We start from the raw sequence: 16,277 nt of genomic DNA on the forward strand, positions 1-16,277 counted from the left end.
CCTTCGGTAACTAACGGTGTTAACTGTTAATAAACTGACATCTGCTCGCTAAGTTGTTTACGAGTAATGGTAGCATCCACTTTTAACGAGTTAACAAAGCTTTGATAAGCAGACTGTGCTAACTGAGACGTTTGTTGTTGTGCTAAATTCGGATTGGCCGCAGATTCACTGACATCAACACCAGTAACTTCAATTATGGCTAGATCACCATTACTTAAGGCTACCGTTGATGCTGAAACAACACCATTGACTGGGTGCGGTAAGACAAACGCAGCACGACTGATACTTTGATCAATTACCGGGCTATAACGAGCAACTTTATCTTTACTAACAAAGCTAGTATTAAGTGCGGTTAATCGAGTAGAAATATCAGTACCCGCCTTAAAGTCGGCCAATAAAGCATCAACGGTTTGTTGAGCTTGCTCAGTTGCTTTTTGATTAACTAAAATATCTTTAATTTGCGCGGCAACTTCCGTTAAAGGCTTAATATTCGCAGCTTGGTAGGTATTGAGGCGTAATACCAAGACAAGATCATCGTTAACTTCAATAAGGTCAGAGTTCATATTGTCCTGTAAAACCATCTCTGAAAAAGCGGCTTCAATAACTTTTGCTTGATCAAAAGGAACACTATTACCACGACTTAATAACCAAGGAGATGTTTGTATGGCAACATTTACCTCGGCAGCAGCATCTTCTAGGCTATCAGGAAACTCAAAACTAATGCGCGCCATTTCTTGCTGTAAAGTAAAGAATGTATCTTGTGCTTGCTCGTTGCTTAACTTAAGTCTTAATTCAGCTTGTACCTCAGAAAAGTCTTGCACGGCTTCGGCTTTATAGTCAGTTAACAGCAATATATGATAACCAAAACTAGTAGTAACCAGTGGACTCATATCACCAACATTAACTAATGCTAATGCAGCTTGGTCGAAAGTTTCTTCCATCACACCGGGATCTAACCATTCTAAATCACCACCGTTTTCACCACTATAGCTATCATGAGAAACTTCTTTCGCTAGCTCGGCAAAATCTTCACCTTGCTCAAGACGACTTAATACCGCTTGAGCTTGAGTTTTAGCAGCATCATCGTCAACATTGCCATCGGTGAATTCAATCAGAATATGAGAAATACGGCGCTGCTCTACTTCAGTAAAGCTAGCTAAATTCTCTTGGTAATACTTAGTTAACGCTTCATCAGTAACCTTAATGTCTTTTGCAATATCAGCCACATTTAGGCTGATATAGTCAACTTTAACCTGTTCTTTATTTTCAAAGCGAGCTTGATTGGCTAGATAGTAATTATTTACTTCTTCATCCGTTAATTGGATTGTCGCTTTAAACTGTTGTGCAGAAATGGTAGCAAAGCGGATATCACGCGTTTGGTTTTGTAACGCCAATTGCAATTTTTCTTGGTAAGGTAAATTAAACTCTGTGTTAACTAATGCTTGGCTTAATTGACGACGAGTCATTTCAACTCTTAAATAATCACGAAAATTAGAGGATTGAAAGAAACCAGCTTGGTTAATGATAGCTAGATAACGATTATTATCAAACACGCCGTCAATTTGAAATTCAGGCATATTTCGAATAGTTTCTTTTAAACGCAAATCAGAAACACGAATAGCCAAGGCTTCGCTGTTTTGATCTATAAGCTTTTCGTTAATGAGGCTATCTAAAACGCCTTGACGAAAATTAGCCATATAATTTTCATCATTTGATAAGGTATCAAACATGCCACCAAATTGTTGTTCCATGCGACTACGCTGTGCTTGATAAGCTTTATTAAATGCTTGCAAGCTAATGGGTTCACCATTCACGGTAGCAACTGAGGTATCAACTGAACTGCTGTAACTGCCAACACCTGCCACAGCGAAGGTTAGGATAATCAAACCAAGAATAATTTTGGCAGTCAATCCCTGCGATTTTTCACGAATATCTTCTAACATTTTTGTCTCTTTTTTTATGCTTAAAAAAACTAGGCTTAGGTATATTTATAACAAATAGATTAATTGATATAAATTAAAGTTGCTCGCGATTTTAGCAGATGAATAACATATCTTGAAGCACAAAATCAACTAAATGCACATTAATTATGATATTTTTATTTTCATGCAAGGTATAAAGTAAAAAACCACCTGAAAGGTGGTTTATGATACGCGGTATAACTTAGTCTAAATAGGTGACTAGTTACATGCGTCTTTTAATGCTTTACCCGCTTTGAAAGATGGGATTTTTGCAGCAGCGATTTGGATAGTAGCACCCGTTTGAGGGTTGCGACCAGTACGTGCAGCACGGTCACGTACAGAGAAAGTACCAAAACCAACAAGAGCAACTTGCTCGCCGTCTTTTAACTCATCAGTTACAGCGCCAATAAATGAATCTAATGCACGACCCGCAGCAGCTTTTGATATGTCTGCACCAGCAGCAATTTTCTCGATTAGTTGAGATTTATTCACAGTGTATACCCCTTCAATTGTTATTATACAACGCTATGCTTTTTATTAATGCAGTCCATTGAAATATGATTTCAATGGACTCCTTGAAGCGTTGAGTGTAGAAAATATTTTGCTTTCTAGTTCCCGTCAATTCATCTATATAACATAGAGAATAAGGGGTCTAGCGATATAAGCGTAGATAACTTACCATAGTTTGAGCGTTTGCAAAGCGAAAATTGCTATTTTTGGCAATTATTTTAACTTTTCCAGCCTTTTTCGATATAAAGCATCAAAAAAGACCAAGCTTTGAACAAATTACTTTTCAACCTTCCATTGTTCTACTGGGTGTTCAAGCGCTATGGCAAGTACCTCATCTATCCATTTCACTGGGTGAATAGACAATTCGGCTTTAACATTTTCCGGAATTTCTTCTAAATCACGTACGTTTTCATGGGGTATAATGACCGTTTTTATACCACCACGATGAGCTGCAAGTAACTTCTCTTTTAAACCACCAATGGCAAGAACTTCACCACGAAGGGTGATTTCACCGGTCATGGCTACGTCTGCTCTTACTGGATTTCCGGTAAGGCTTGACACTAATGCCGTACACATACCGACACCGGCACTTGGACCATCTTTTGGTGTTGCCCCTTCAGGAACATGAACATGGATATCACGTTTTTCGTGAAAATCTTCATTGATACGCAATTTTTTAGTACGACTTCGCACCACTGTCATAGCGGCTTGAATAGACTCCTGCATAACCTTGCCCAAGGAACCGGTATAAGTCAACTTACCCTTACCGGGTACTGAGGCAGTTTCTATGGTCAGTAGCTCGCCACCAACTTGAGTCCAAGCTAAGCCGGTTACTAGGCCAACACGGTTCTTATCATCGGCTTTACCGTAGTCAAAGCGTTGCACACCTAAAAACTTATTAAGATTTTCTTGATTGATGGTGACTTTAGTTAACTTTTTATCAAGTAAAATTGCTTTGACCACTTTACGACATAATTTAGATATTTCACGCTCTAAATTACGTACCCCTGCTTCACGGGTGTAATAGCGGATAATGCCAATAATAGCACTGTCATCAATGTCGATTTCGTTAGCTTTCAAGCCATTTCGCTCAATTTGCTTATTGAGTAAATGATTTTTAGCAATATTGAGTTTTTCATCTTCGGTATAGCCGGACAAGCGAATAACTTCCATACGGTCTAACAATGCTGCAGGAATATTCATACTATTTGATGTCGCAACAAACATGACCTCAGATAAATCATAATCAACTTCTAAATAGTGATCATTAAACGTGGTGTTTTGTTCTGGGTCTAACACTTCAAGTAAAGCAGAGGCAGGATCTCCACGCATATCAGAAGACATTTTATCGATTTCATCCAATAAGAAAAGCGGATTTTTAACGCCTACTTTTGATATTTTCTGGATTAACTTACCTGGCAGCGAGCCAATATAAGTACGGCGATGACCACGAATTTCAGCTTCATCACGAATGCCACCTAATGCCATGCGCACATATTTTCGGCCAGTGGCTTTAGCAATGGATTGACCTAGCGATGTTTTACCAACACCAGGAGGTCCAACTAAGCATAGAATAGGTCCTTTTAACTGGTTTACACGTTGTTGTACGGCTAAGTACTCTAAAATATGCTCTTTAACCTTATCTAAACCAAAATGGTCTTTATCAAGTACTTCTTGGGCAACAGTAAGATTACGCTTTAATTTACTGCGTTTTTTCCAAGGTACATTGATCATACAGTCAATATAACTCCTTACCACCGTTGCTTCTGCCGACATAGGCGACATCATTTTCAGCTTTTGCAGCTCAGCTAAGGTTTTCTCTTTCGCTTCACTCGGCATTTTCGCCTCTTCTATACCCTTAGCCATTTGTTCAAGCTCATCAGGAGTATCTTCGCCCTCATTTAACTCTTTTTGAATGGCTTTCATTTGCTCATTCAAGTAATAATCACGCTGACTTTTTTCCATTTGCTTTTTAACACGGGTACGAATTTTCTTTTCAATTTGCAGTAAGTCGATCTCTCCTTCCATCAATGCCATCAAATGCTCTAATCGAACATTAACATCAATAATTTCTAAAATCTTTTGCTTATCAGCCAGCTTAAGAGGCATATGAGCGGCCATAGTATCGGCAAGTTGTTCAGGGTCATCTATACCTGATACCGAAGTGAGTACTTCCGGCGGGATTTTTTTATTAAGCTTTACATAACCTTCAAATTGAGAAATTGCTGAGCGGATCAAGACTTCAATATCATCACCAAGATCTGTATTTGGCTTAATATATTCAATTTCTGCGCTAAAATACTCATCTGTTTCAATAAATTTCTTTATTGTTGCGCGCTGGGAACCTTCTACCAGAACTTTTACCGTACCGTCGGGCAACTTTAACATTTGTAAAATGGTCGCTACTGTCCCTGTGGTGTATACATCTTCTGCTTTAGGGTCATCTATGGCGGCATCTTTTTGGGCAACAAGAAATACTTGTTTATCCTGTTCCATGGCTAAATCTAAACAACGGATGGATTTTTCACGACCGACAAAAAGGGGGATAACCATTTGCGGGTAAACAACAACATCTCTTAAGGCTAAAACGGGGATCTCAACGACACCAGATAATTCTTTACTCATTGGTTACTCTTCTTGGGAATTGTTTTAATTAATATAAAAATAAAGCTATAGAAACTATATGGGGCTAGGCTGTTAACTTTCAACAAAAGATAAAAAATAAAGAGCCAAACATACTATTTTTAAGCGATGAGATCAAAAAATCCTCAACAAGTAAGTAATTATAAAAGGTAATAATTATATACTCGTTGAGGATAATATATTTTCTGTATAACGGTATATACCCGTTACCATTCAAAGTGCTCGATTTCAGTGGGAATTAAAATGGTTTTAGGCAAGGGAAATAATTGAAGCATAGTCATTCTATGGTTTCATTATTTAACGCGGTATAAAGCCAGTTAAAACCCATCGAAGAAGCGTTTGAGCAACATCACTTCATCGTTGCTGTAACTCATAATGGAACAACCATTATTTCATCACACCGCCTTGAATTGAAATTGCTCAAGCACTCTGAAACATGCATCTTGAATGGTAACGGGTATAACAGTGCTAAAAATTATTTAGCCGCTACTTTCTCTTTCTTATTGCCATAAATAACAATAGGCTGACTTTCACCATTGATGCACTTTTCATCAACCACAATTTTACTGACATTATCCATTGATGGTAATTCATACATGGTATCGAGTAAAACTGCTTCAACAATTGAACGTAAACCACGAGCACCTGTCTTCCGCTTCATTGCCTTACGCGCCACAGCATGCAGAGCATCTTCCCTGAACTCTAACTCAACATCCTCCATCTCAAATAAAGCACAAAACTGCTTAGTTAGGGCATTTTTAGGCTCTTTAAGAATTTGAATAAGTGCGTCTTCATCCAGTTCACGTAATGTAGCTACCACAGGTAGACGGCCAATAAACTCAGGAATTAAACCGTATTTAACTAAATCTTCCGGCTCAACTTCAGCTAAGCGATCCGTTAAAGATTTTTGCTGATCTTTACCACGAACATCTGCGCCAAAGCCAATACCTGTACCAGTATGACAACGTTGTTCAATAACTTTATCTAAACCAGAAAAGGCACCACCACAAATAAAGAGGATCTTGGAGGTATCCACTTGTAAAAACTCTTGCTGCGGGTGTTTACGCCCACCTTGCGGTGGTACCGAGGCAATAGTTCCTTCAATAAGTTTTAATAAGGCTTGCTGTACACCTTCACCTGAAACATCACGGGTTATAGACGGGTTATCTGATTTACGTGAAATCTTATCAATTTCATCAATGTAAACAATACCACGCTGTGCTTTTTCCACATCGTAATCACACTTTTGCAATAACTTTTGGATAATATTTTCAACATCTTCACCAACATAACCGGCTTCGGTTAATGTGGTTGCATCTGCGATAGTAAATGGCACATCCAGTAATCGAGCCAAGGTTTGTGCTAATAACGTTTTACCACTACCCGTTGGTCCAATAAGTAAAATGTTACTTTTACCCAGTTCAACACCATTATGATTATCACCTTTACGCAGACGTTTATAGTGATTATAAACGGCTACCGCTAATACTTTTTTCGCGTGGTCTTGACCAATAACATAGTCATCAAGCTTTTCACGGATTTCGATAGGAGAAGGTAACGCCTCCTTACTTTCTTTTGGCGAAATTTCAGAAATTTCTTCGCGAATAATGTCATTACACAGTTCTACACATTCATCACAAACAAAGACTGATGGACCAGCAATTAATTTACGTACTTCATGTTGGCTTTTGCCACAAAATGAACAGTAAAGTAATTTACCACTATCACCACCACTTTTAATATCGGTCATGCCCTACCTCTAAACTTATAATACCAATAAATCCATTTATTTCTCGTTCTACACTGCTAAGTATACACCGAAATCTTATTTATCGTCACGTTGTTCTAATATAGAGTCTACTAATCCATATTCAACCGCATCTTCTGCACTTAAAAAATTATCTCTGTCTGTATCTTTAGAAACTTGTTCTAACGTCTGGCCAGTATGTTCAGCCATTAATCGGTTAAGTTTATCTTTTATGTATAAAATTTCTTTAGCATGAATTTCAATATCTGATGCTTGTCCTTGGAAACCACCTAAAGGTTGATGAATCATCACCCGGGCGTTTGGCAAACAGTATCGTTTGCCTTTCTCACCACCGGATAATAGAAAAGCGCCCATACTTGCCGCTTGACCAATACAGACAGTGCTGACATTCGACTTGATAAATTTCATCGTGTCATAAATTGCCAGACCTGCAGTGACTGAACCACCGGGTGAATTTATATAAAGAAAAATATCTTTATCTGGGCTTTCAGACTCCAAGTATAATAACTGCGCAATAATCAGGTTAGCCATATGATCTTCAACTGGGCCACAAAGGAAGATTACCCGCTCTTTTAGCAGCCTTGAGTATATATCATATGAACGTTCACCTTTAGGGGTTTGCTCAACAACCATAGGCACTAATGTGCTTTCGATACCTGTAGTACTGCTTTGTGATGAAACCTGAAATGAACTTTGTGATGTAATTTGAGAATTAAACAAGAGTATACCTTCCCTTAATGAATATAATGGCCCGTATGTTGCCATACAAGCCATTAAATTTAAGCGATTGCTGAGTCTATTGTCAATGCAAAACTGCGATAAACTTCAGCTTTAGTTAATATTATTTAGCTTCTGGGTTCATTATCTCTTTGAAGCTTGATTTTTTATCAGCAACGTCAGCTTTTTCAACTAAAAGCTCAACGGCTTGCTCTTCTAAAGCAACGTTTTGCATCTGCTGCATCAGTTCTTTATTTTTAGCATAGTACTCAACAACTTCTTTAGGGTCTTCGTAAGCTGAAGCCGCAGAAGTAATTAGTTCATTTACTTTAGTTTCATCAACTTTAAGTTCATTAACCTTAATTACTTCACCTAAAAGCAAACCGATTTTAACACGACGTTCTGCTTGTTCTGTGAACATTTCTGTTGGAAGTTGTGGCAGATTTTTAGGGTCCATTTTTCCTTGGAAACGTTGCATCGCTTGTTGACGTAAAACATCAACTTCTTGAGTAACAAGTGCTGCTGGTAAATCAACGTCATGTCCAGCTAATAAACCATCAAGAACTTGTGTTTTAACTTTAGCTTTAACTGCTTGTGTTAATTCACGTGTCATGTTTTTTCTTACTTCAACACGTAAAGCTTCAACACCACCTTCTTCAATACCGAATAGTTTTGCAAATACTTCATCGATTTCTGGCAGTTCTGGCGTTTCAATTTTATGAACAACAATATCAAACTCTGCATCTTTACCTTTAAGCTTTTCTGCATGATAATCTTCAGGGAAAGTTACCTTGATAGTTTTTTCGTCACCGGTTTTCATGCCCGTAACTTCTTTTTCAAAACCAGGGATCATACGACCAGCACCAAGTTCTAATTCAAAACCTTCAGCTTTACCACCGTCAAAGTCTTCACCGTCGACACGACCAGAAAAATCAAGTGTTAACTTATCGCCTTCTTTACTCTCACCTTTGTGCTCTTTCCATGTTTGGTGTTGCTTTTGCAGCGTAACAAACATTTCATCTAAATCAGCATCAGTCACTTCCACTTGTGGACGCTCAATAGCGATTTTATCTAAATCTTTTAATTCAACTTCAGGATACACTTCAAAAGTTGCTTCAAACTCTAATGCTTTGCCATCTTCATTGCTTTTAGCAACAAATGAAGGACGACCCGCTGGATTGATTTTTTCTGCAACAATAGCATCGACAAAATTACGCTGCATGATTTCACCAGCAACTTCTTGACGTACTGATTTACCGAAGCGTTTTTGAATAACTGACGCTGGCACTTTACCTGGACGGAAACCGTTAATACGCTGTGTTTTACTCATTTGACGAAGACGATTTTTAACTTCTACATCTACTTTTTCGGCCGGAACAGAAATAGTCAGACGACGTTCCAAACCTTGGGTAGTTTCAACTGAAACTTGCATTTAAATACCTCAAAAACTTAGCGTATAACGCTTTTTTACGCACCAATTAATAGTCAACATCTTTGGTATTCATTACCAAATTTGTGACAAAATGATGCCCTGTTACAAAAATATGACGCCAAATTATAGCTAGAGCAAAAAAAAGTTGCAAGGTGTAAGTTTTAACCATTGAATATTTCTCCCCCATTCAACGCTATTCGCTAACAATTTGACAAATCATCACCTCCCGCTAAGCATGATTTTTTCAGCTAAAAACAAGCTATATAGCTGTTATACTTCAAGATGCATGTTCCGCAGCACAGTGCAAAGTCACTTTTAGGCGCAGCAATGAAGTCATGACATTCCCTTACATAATTGCAGCAACAACGAAGTGATATTGCTCTACATTCGCCTTTGGTGGGCTTTAACAGGCTTTATACCGCGTTATTCAGGGTAATAAGTGCTGCATGGCTGCAGCTTAATAGCGAATGCAGACGGTACAGGAAGCACCTTATTAGATAATGCAGGAGCAATTATCCTGAGCGTATTATCCTGAACAACCATTATTTTCCAAGAAGGCCTTAACTAACGTTTTTAATTGCCACTCAATCTTACCCCTTGACGTTGTACGGCTATATACTTTGATAGATAAACTAAATACCACGCGGGGCTCATATTGAAAACTTTAGACCATAAAAATTTATTTAGATTCAACACTAATACCAATTCCAATAAGTTTCTTCACATTCAGCGAGGTTTAAAAGGTTTAGAGGCAAGGCATTGATTGAAGAGAATGGTTATTCCCTTCTCAACATCAATAACGCTGCTTGTAAGCCTTTTAAATTCGCCCTTCGGGAGCTTTCCCGCGACTCGATAACTGCACATAGTTTATTTCATATAGAATAACTATATGCAAAAAAATTCTGTTTGTTCTCAAATCACTGGCAAGCTCTGAGTGGGAACTAACTTAATGGATTTGGTATAAGCTAACACGGAAAGTAAATTAGCATGAGAAATGTAGAGCAACGCCGCCTTGGCGTATTTTAACCAGCACAAGCGAGTAATAATTGCATGAAATTGCTATATAAATAACCCGAGTAGAGGTTAGGTAGGCGGAGTTTATCTCAATACTTGTATCTCTAGCCGTCAGGTTACTGATATCTACGTTAAATTAACCTGCAATAGGCTCGCTATTGTCACGAAAATTCGCCTTGACTAAAATAACCACAAGTAAAAGCAATTAGAAAAACTTAAGTATTATAATTCAAGATCTTAACTAGCTATTAAACAGAGTACAGCTTAAGTATTAAATGAAGTGTGGTGTAGCAGTTCAGTTTGTGAGAGAAAGTGGTCGGTGATGCAAGATTCGAACTTGCGACCCCTTGGACCCAAACCAAGTGCGCTACCAAGCTGCGCTAATCACCGATATATGCAGTCAATATTCCAATAGCAGAGTAATTAAGATTTTAACTCTAGCCCTGATGAAATATTATCATGAGTATTAAATAGAGACTGTATTTACATTGCAGAAAGAGAAAGTGGTCGGTGATGCAAGATTCGAACTTGCGACCCCTTGGACCCAAACCAAGTGCGCTACCAAGCTGCGCTAATCACCGACATATTCTCTCAATATTTTATTAGTAGACACTAATAAAGTAAAGATGGGGTGGCTAAAGGGACTTGAACCCTCGACAACCGGAATCACAATCCGGGGCTCTACCAACTGAGCTATAGCCACCATAACAATTTTCATACTTATACTTTATAGTATAAGTATGGTGCGCCCTGCAGGATTCGAACCTGCGACCCACGCCTTAGAAGGGCGTTGCTCTATCCAGCTGAGCTAAGGGCGCAATTCCCTACATAGGCATATCACTTCAACTAAAAGTTAAAAGTGGTCGGTGATGCAAGATTCGAACTTGCGACCCCTTGGACCCAAACCAAGTGCGCTACCAAGCTGCGCTAATCACCGATTTATGCTGTTTCAACAAGCAGTAAACTGTCTCGTTTCAACGGGTGCGGATATTACCGAGTTGCTTACGTTCAGTCAAACCTTTTTTATAAAAAAATAGCCGTTCGCTCACTTTTGATACAAGTCGCTGAATTGTTCAGCTAGACAGCTTACGTTTGCGCTTTATTTAAACAGCGAAAGTCTTGGCATTATTTTACCGCTATCGAACGACACCTTTAGCCTAATAGCCATGATAGATAAAAATACCTGTTTCAGCATATCCGAGCGATTCATGTTCAAGGCGCCTGTTTTTATTCAGGGTTGTCCATTAAAAAGAGAGGCAACGATGAACATGGTTTGCTCAGATATCCCCACCGGGCTGCTTTACAAACGCTTTAAGCTACGTTATTGATTTAGATAATAACAATAACTATTCTCTTCAATCAAGGCCTTACCTAAAGGCGTTTCTAATTCCAGCTGAATCCTGCATATTGAAGTAACATCGGTATATTATATAAAGTAAACCTACAATAGAGGTGTACTTTATGGCAAAATAACCTCGTTTTATCACTTAAATCTAGGGTCAACACCAGAGTTATGACAGCATCATTAATCGATGGCAAAGCAATTGCCAAACAACTTAGAGATTCAGTTAAAGAGAAAGTTACCCAGCGCATTAACAACGGTCAAAGAGTGCCTGGTTTAGCCGTTATATTAGTAGGTTGTGATCCCGCTTCACAAGTCTATGTCGGCAGTAAGCGCAAAGCGTGTGATGAAGTAGGCTTTATTTCCCGCTCTTATGACTTACCAAACACTACCTCTGAGCAAGAGCTCATAGCCTTGGTAACTGAATTAAATAATGATGATGCTATCGATGGTATTTTGGTACAACTGCCTTTACCTAAAGGTTTAAATGCCGACTTAATTATCGAGCATATTAATCCACGTAAAGATGTTGACGGTTTTCATCCCTCTAATGTCGGTAAGTTAGTATTAAGACAACCCGGTCTAAGACCCTGCACACCAAAAGGCATCATCAAGCTCATTGAATCAACGGGGGTCGAAACTAAAGGTTTAGACGCACTTGTTATTGGCGCTTCAAACATTGTCGGTCGACCTATGGGTTTAGAACTGTTATTAGCCAAGTGCACGGTAACAACAACGCATCGTTTTACTAGAGATTTAGAAGGTAAAGTGCGTAATGCAGACCTTATTGTCGTCGCCGTTGGCAAACCTGGTTTTATTCCGGGTGAATGGATTAAAGAAGGCGCAATAGTGATAGATGTTGGTATTAACCGTTTAGCTAACGGTAAGTTGGTTGGTGATGTAGACTTTGATACGGCTAAAGATAGAGCCTCATTTATCACCCCTGTACCCGGTGGTGTCGGTCCGATGACAGTGGCGAGCTTAATTGAAAACACCCTAATAGCTTGTGAGCAAGCAAGTCATTAACAACACGCGCTAAAACCCACTAATAAAACGTACTTATTTACGCTTTAACTTACGCGTAAAAATCAACAAAGGGTGAATACTTTATAGTATTCACCCTTTTTTATTGTTTAATGTTTAATGTTTCGTGCTTAGTACTTTATTTAACCACGCTAAAGTACTTTAAGCTTTACGCCATGTGGTTTTACCGGCGCTATCTTCTAAGACAACATTCATGGCATTGAGTTTGTCGCGTGCATCATCAGCAAGGGGCCAATCTTTATCAGTGCGTGCTTGATTACGTTGCATAATAAGCGCTTCAATTATCGCCACTTCATCATTATCGTTATCACCTTGCAAGAAAGCAGCAGGATCAAGCTGTAATAAGCCAACAATATCACCAAGAGCAACTAATGTTGACGCCAACTCGCTGGCTAAAGCATCATTATTGGCCGCTTTAGCCACATTTAATTCTTTTGATAGTTCAAAAAATACCGCTAATGCTTGTGGCGTATTAAAATCATCATCCATGACTTGGCAAAATTTCTTCACAAACGTTGCCTCTCTATCCAAGACAAAATCTTTATCAATATTTACATCACGTAGTGAAGTGTAAATTCGCTCTACCGAAGCCCTAGCTTGCTTTAGGTTATCAATCGAATAGTTTAACTGACTACGATAATGACCGGTTGTTAAGAAAAAGCGTACTGTTTCGGCATCATATTGTGTTAACACGTCGCGTATGGTGAAAAAATTCCCTAATGATTTAGACATTTTCTCTTGATCGACTTGCACCATACCTGTGTGCATCCAGTAATTGACATAAGCCGTGTCTAGGGCGCAACAGCTTTGTGCAATTTCATTTTCATGATGAGGAAAGGTTAAGTCAGAGCCACCGCCATGAATATCAAAGTGATGACCTAGCTCTTTGGCACTCATGGCTGAACATTCTATATGCCAACCAGGACGTCCATCGCCCCAAGGAGATGACCAACTTGGCTCGCCCGGTTTAGCCGATTTCCAGAGGACAAAATCAAGTGGATTATGTTTGTTTTTATCCACTTCGACACGGGAGCCAGCTTGTAATTGTTCCAGATCTTGCCCACTCAGTTTACCGTAGTCCGCATAACTAGCCACCGCAAACAAGACATCGCCCTGCCCAGTAACTTTAAAATTATCACCAGCAACATAAGCATGTTTTTTAGCCACTAAGGTTTCAATCATAGTAATGATTTCATCCATATGTGTGGTTACTCTCGGCTCCAAATCAGGTCGAAGCATATTAAGTGCATCAAAATCTTGATGCATTGCCGCAATGGTACGCTCAGTTAAGGCCTCAGTTGTTTCATTATTATCTTTGGCACGATTAATTATCTTGTCTTCAACATCCGTAATGTTACGGACATAATTCACTTCATAACCGGAAAAACGTAGATAACGAGCAATATTATCAAAGCTAATATAGGTGCGACCATGGCCTATATGGCATAAGTCATAAACTGTGCAACCACAAACATATAAGCCGACTTTACCTGCATTGATTGGTGTAAAGATTTCTTTTTTACGACTTAAAGTGTTGTATATCTGCAACATAAGGTTTTATGACTCCGACTGAGTAGTTTTATTTGATTAGGCGGTAGATTGTACCTGAACAAATCTAAAGGATCATCAAGACTAATGCACTTTATAGTAAGTTAGCGTACAATTGTGGCAATTAATTTATTAAAACTTAACAAGAGATAATTATGATCATACTAAAAACCAACCTTGGCGATATTAAAATTGAATTAGACTTCGATAACGCACCTATTTCCGCAAAAAACTTTCAGCAATATGTTGAAGAAGGTCACTATGATGGCACAATATTTCATCGGGTAATTAAAGGTTTTATGGCACAAGGCGGTGGTTTCATTCCTGGTTTAGAAGAAAAAGAATCTCGCGCCAATATTAAAAATGAAGCAAACAACGGTGTCAGCAATAAACGCGGTACTTTAGCAATGGCGCGTACTCAAGAGCCACATTCTGCTTCATCACAATTCTTTATCAATTTATCAGATAATAACTTCCTTGATTTCACTGCTGAAAACACCCAAGGCTGGGGATACTGTGTTTTTGCTGAAGTTGTTGAAGGTATGGACATAGTTGATAAGATGACGTTAGTAGAAACGGGTAATGTACAAGGCCACGGCGATGTGCCAAAAGATGACATATTAATCGAATCGGCCATTGTTGAGTAGCCTTAGCATTAAAATGACCGAAACTAATAAACCAGCAATAAGTTATTTTATTGCTGATTTACATTTAAGTGAAAACAGGCCGGATATAACCGCCTGTTTTTTACGTTTTTTAAAAAATGATGCTATTAATGCTGAAAAGCTTTATATCCTAGGCGACTTGTTTGAAGCTTGGGTTGGCGATGATGATGATAGCCCTTACCTTAAAACTATCGCTGCTGCGCTCACTACGCTCAGCCAATGTGGTACCAAGGTTTATTATATTCACGGTAATAGGGATTTTCTTATCGGTAAGCGTTACGCTAAACAAGCAAGCATGCAGCTGCTACCTGAAATCGATACTATCGATCTTTATGGTCAACCTGTGGTCATCATGCATGGTGATACCTTATGCACACGTGACATTGATTACCAAAAATTTCGTAAAAAATCCCGTTCTTGGTGGTGGCAAACCATTGTTAAAAGTCTGCCATTATTTATTCGAAAAAATATGGCGGCTAATTATAGAAAAAAAAGCGCTGCCGCTACGGCGGTGAAATCACAAGAGATAATGGATGTCACCGGTAGCGAGGTGATTGCCTGCCTAGAACATTACCAAAGCCAGTTATTAATTCATGGTCATACACATAGACCTGCAGTACATGAAATTATCGCCAATGGCGAAAGCGCGCAACGTATTGTCTTAGGTGATTGGTACGAACAGGGGGCTTGGCTAAAAGTAACACCTAACTCTATTGAATTACTCAATCAAGCATTAACGTGGTAAATACTAGCCCCTGCCCATATCGCATCGTTTAAATTATTATCACGACAATAACGGACAATACACCTTAACTTATTATTCTATCGATTAGCATTAAAGCGGTAACAATTGCTTAAACCGGCATGCCAGAATGAAACTTAAAGTCTTCATCAGGCGATAAAATAAGCTCAGCTTCAACGTTGGCAAAGTATGCTACTCGCTCACTAATATCCTGCCCTGCTACTTGTTTAGCCAATGTTAAATAATCTTGGTAGTGACGGGCTTCTGAGCGTAACAGCGAAACATAAAACTTATTTAAGTCATCATCTAAATGTGGCGCTAACTTAGCGAAACGCTCACACGAACGTGCTTCAATAAAGGCACCAATAATTAATTTATCAACCAAGGCATCGGGCTCAAAAGTTTTTACATGTTTGAGCATACCTTTGGCATATCGACCAGCAGTGATACCATCAAAAGGAATATCTCGCTTAACCATAATCTCTAGGACTTGGTAAAAGTGGTGCAATTCCTCTTTAATTAACAGCAGCATTTTATCAATAAGATCTTGGCTATACGGCGAATCATTTTTAGGCAGGATAGCTTTAGAGAGGTTGTTTTTATTAGCAAGAGACGCTAAGTCACCCTTTTTTCTATATAAAAAGTCTTCATAGGGTTCAAACCATGCTAATAACACCTTGTGACTGGCTTTATCAATGGCATATTTTCGAAGAAGAAACATCGCAGTTTGTCCGGCTTTAAGCTCACAAGCTAGATGGTCGCGTAAAATTATCGGTAAATTTTCGGCTTTCTTCGCTTCATCTACCCATTTTTCAGGTGTTTCGCATGATAAAAAGCTTAATATGGGTATTAATAGTTGTTCTACTTCGGTCATCTGTTTATCTCTGCTCT

Annotated in this window: 11 protein-coding genes and 5 tRNA genes; 3 read left to right on the forward strand and 13 right to left on the reverse strand. The window is 38.8% G+C overall.

Annotation, left to right across the window (positions count from 1 at the left end):
• Window positions 1–26: 26 nt before the first annotated feature.
• From CMT41_RS13125 to CMT41_RS13175, 11 genes are all read right to left on the reverse strand, one after another.
• On the reverse strand, window positions 27–1,943 hold the full coding sequence (locus CMT41_RS13125) for a SurA N-terminal domain-containing protein (RefSeq protein ID WP_058027519.1): 1,917 nt from the start codon (window positions 1,941–1,943) through the stop codon (window positions 27–29).
• A gap of 237 nt (window positions 1,944–2,180) precedes the next feature.
• Window positions 2,181–2,453: a nucleoid-associated protein HU-beta gene (gene hupB, locus CMT41_RS13130; RefSeq protein WP_011044534.1), complete on the reverse strand. Its 273-nt coding sequence runs from the start codon at window positions 2,451–2,453 to the stop codon at window positions 2,181–2,183.
• 294 nt (window positions 2,454–2,747) lie between these two features.
• Complete coding sequence (gene lon, locus CMT41_RS13135) at window positions 2,748–5,096, reverse strand: endopeptidase La (RefSeq protein ID WP_057181753.1); 2,349 nt, start codon at window positions 5,094–5,096, stop codon at window positions 2,748–2,750.
• Between the two features lie 493 nt (window positions 5,097–5,589).
• A complete protein-coding gene (clpX, locus tag CMT41_RS13140) occupies window positions 5,590–6,864 on the reverse strand; it encodes an ATP-dependent protease ATP-binding subunit ClpX (protein ID WP_057181754.1) in 1,275 nt (424 codons plus the stop codon).
• A 75-nt stretch (window positions 6,865–6,939) separates the two neighbouring features.
• Window positions 6,940–7,536 (reverse strand): ATP-dependent Clp endopeptidase proteolytic subunit ClpP, encoded by a 597-nt coding sequence (gene clpP, locus CMT41_RS13145; protein WP_257721048.1) that lies wholly within the window; start codon window positions 7,534–7,536, stop codon window positions 6,940–6,942.
• 187 nt (window positions 7,537–7,723) lie between these two features.
• Window positions 7,724–9,031: a trigger factor gene (tig, locus tag CMT41_RS13150; protein WP_058027520.1), complete on the reverse strand. Its 1,308-nt coding sequence runs from the start codon at window positions 9,029–9,031 to the stop codon at window positions 7,724–7,726.
• Between the two features lie 1,327 nt (window positions 9,032–10,358).
• Window positions 10,359–10,435 (reverse strand) — tRNA-Pro (locus CMT41_RS13155).
• Between the two features lie 114 nt (window positions 10,436–10,549).
• Window positions 10,550–10,626: transfer RNA gene (locus tag CMT41_RS13160), tRNA-Pro, on the reverse strand.
• A 46-nt stretch (window positions 10,627–10,672) separates the two neighbouring features.
• A tRNA-His gene (locus tag CMT41_RS13165) sits at window positions 10,673–10,748 on the reverse strand.
• A gap of 38 nt (window positions 10,749–10,786) precedes the next feature.
• A tRNA-Arg gene (locus CMT41_RS13170) sits at window positions 10,787–10,863 on the reverse strand.
• Between the two features lie 42 nt (window positions 10,864–10,905).
• Window positions 10,906–10,982, reverse strand: a tRNA-Pro gene (locus CMT41_RS13175).
• Window positions 10,983–11,558: 576 nt separating this feature from the next.
• Here CMT41_RS13175 and folD point away from each other — a divergent pair.
• Window positions 11,559–12,413 (forward strand): bifunctional methylenetetrahydrofolate dehydrogenase/methenyltetrahydrofolate cyclohydrolase FolD, encoded by an 855-nt coding sequence (gene folD / locus CMT41_RS13180; protein WP_057181756.1) that lies wholly within the window; start codon window positions 11,559–11,561, stop codon window positions 12,411–12,413.
• Window positions 12,414–12,572: 159 nt separating this feature from the next.
• Here folD and cysS read toward each other — a convergent pair whose 3' ends face one another.
• A complete protein-coding gene (gene cysS / locus CMT41_RS13185) occupies window positions 12,573–13,982 on the reverse strand; it encodes a cysteine--tRNA ligase (protein WP_058027521.1) in 1,410 nt (469 codons plus the stop codon).
• 152 nt (window positions 13,983–14,134) lie between these two features.
• Here cysS and CMT41_RS13190 point away from each other — a divergent pair, with 152 nt between their 5' ends.
• Together CMT41_RS13190 and CMT41_RS13195 are read left to right on the forward strand one after the other, a co-directional pair.
• Complete coding sequence (locus CMT41_RS13190; RefSeq protein WP_057832150.1) at window positions 14,135–14,626, forward strand: peptidylprolyl isomerase; 492 nt, start codon at window positions 14,135–14,137, stop codon at window positions 14,624–14,626.
• Between the two features lie 13 nt (window positions 14,627–14,639).
• Window positions 14,640–15,389, forward strand: coding sequence for a UDP-2,3-diacylglucosamine diphosphatase (locus CMT41_RS13195; protein WP_058027522.1), 750 nt, complete (start codon window positions 14,640–14,642; stop codon window positions 15,387–15,389).
• Between the two features lie 109 nt (window positions 15,390–15,498).
• Here the strand turns inward: CMT41_RS13195 and miaE are convergent, their stop codons facing one another.
• Window positions 15,499–16,260, reverse strand: a complete 762-nt coding sequence (gene miaE, locus CMT41_RS13200; RefSeq protein ID WP_058027523.1) for a tRNA isopentenyl-2-thiomethyl-A-37 hydroxylase MiaE — start codon at window positions 16,258–16,260, stop codon at window positions 15,499–15,501.
• Window positions 16,261–16,277 lie beyond the last annotated feature (17 nt).

Origin of the sequence: Colwellia sp. MT41 (assembly GCF_001444365.1) — a bacterium.
In the GTDB taxonomy this organism is placed as follows: Bacteria; Pseudomonadota; Gammaproteobacteria; order Enterobacterales; family Alteromonadaceae; genus Colwellia; species Colwellia marinimaniae.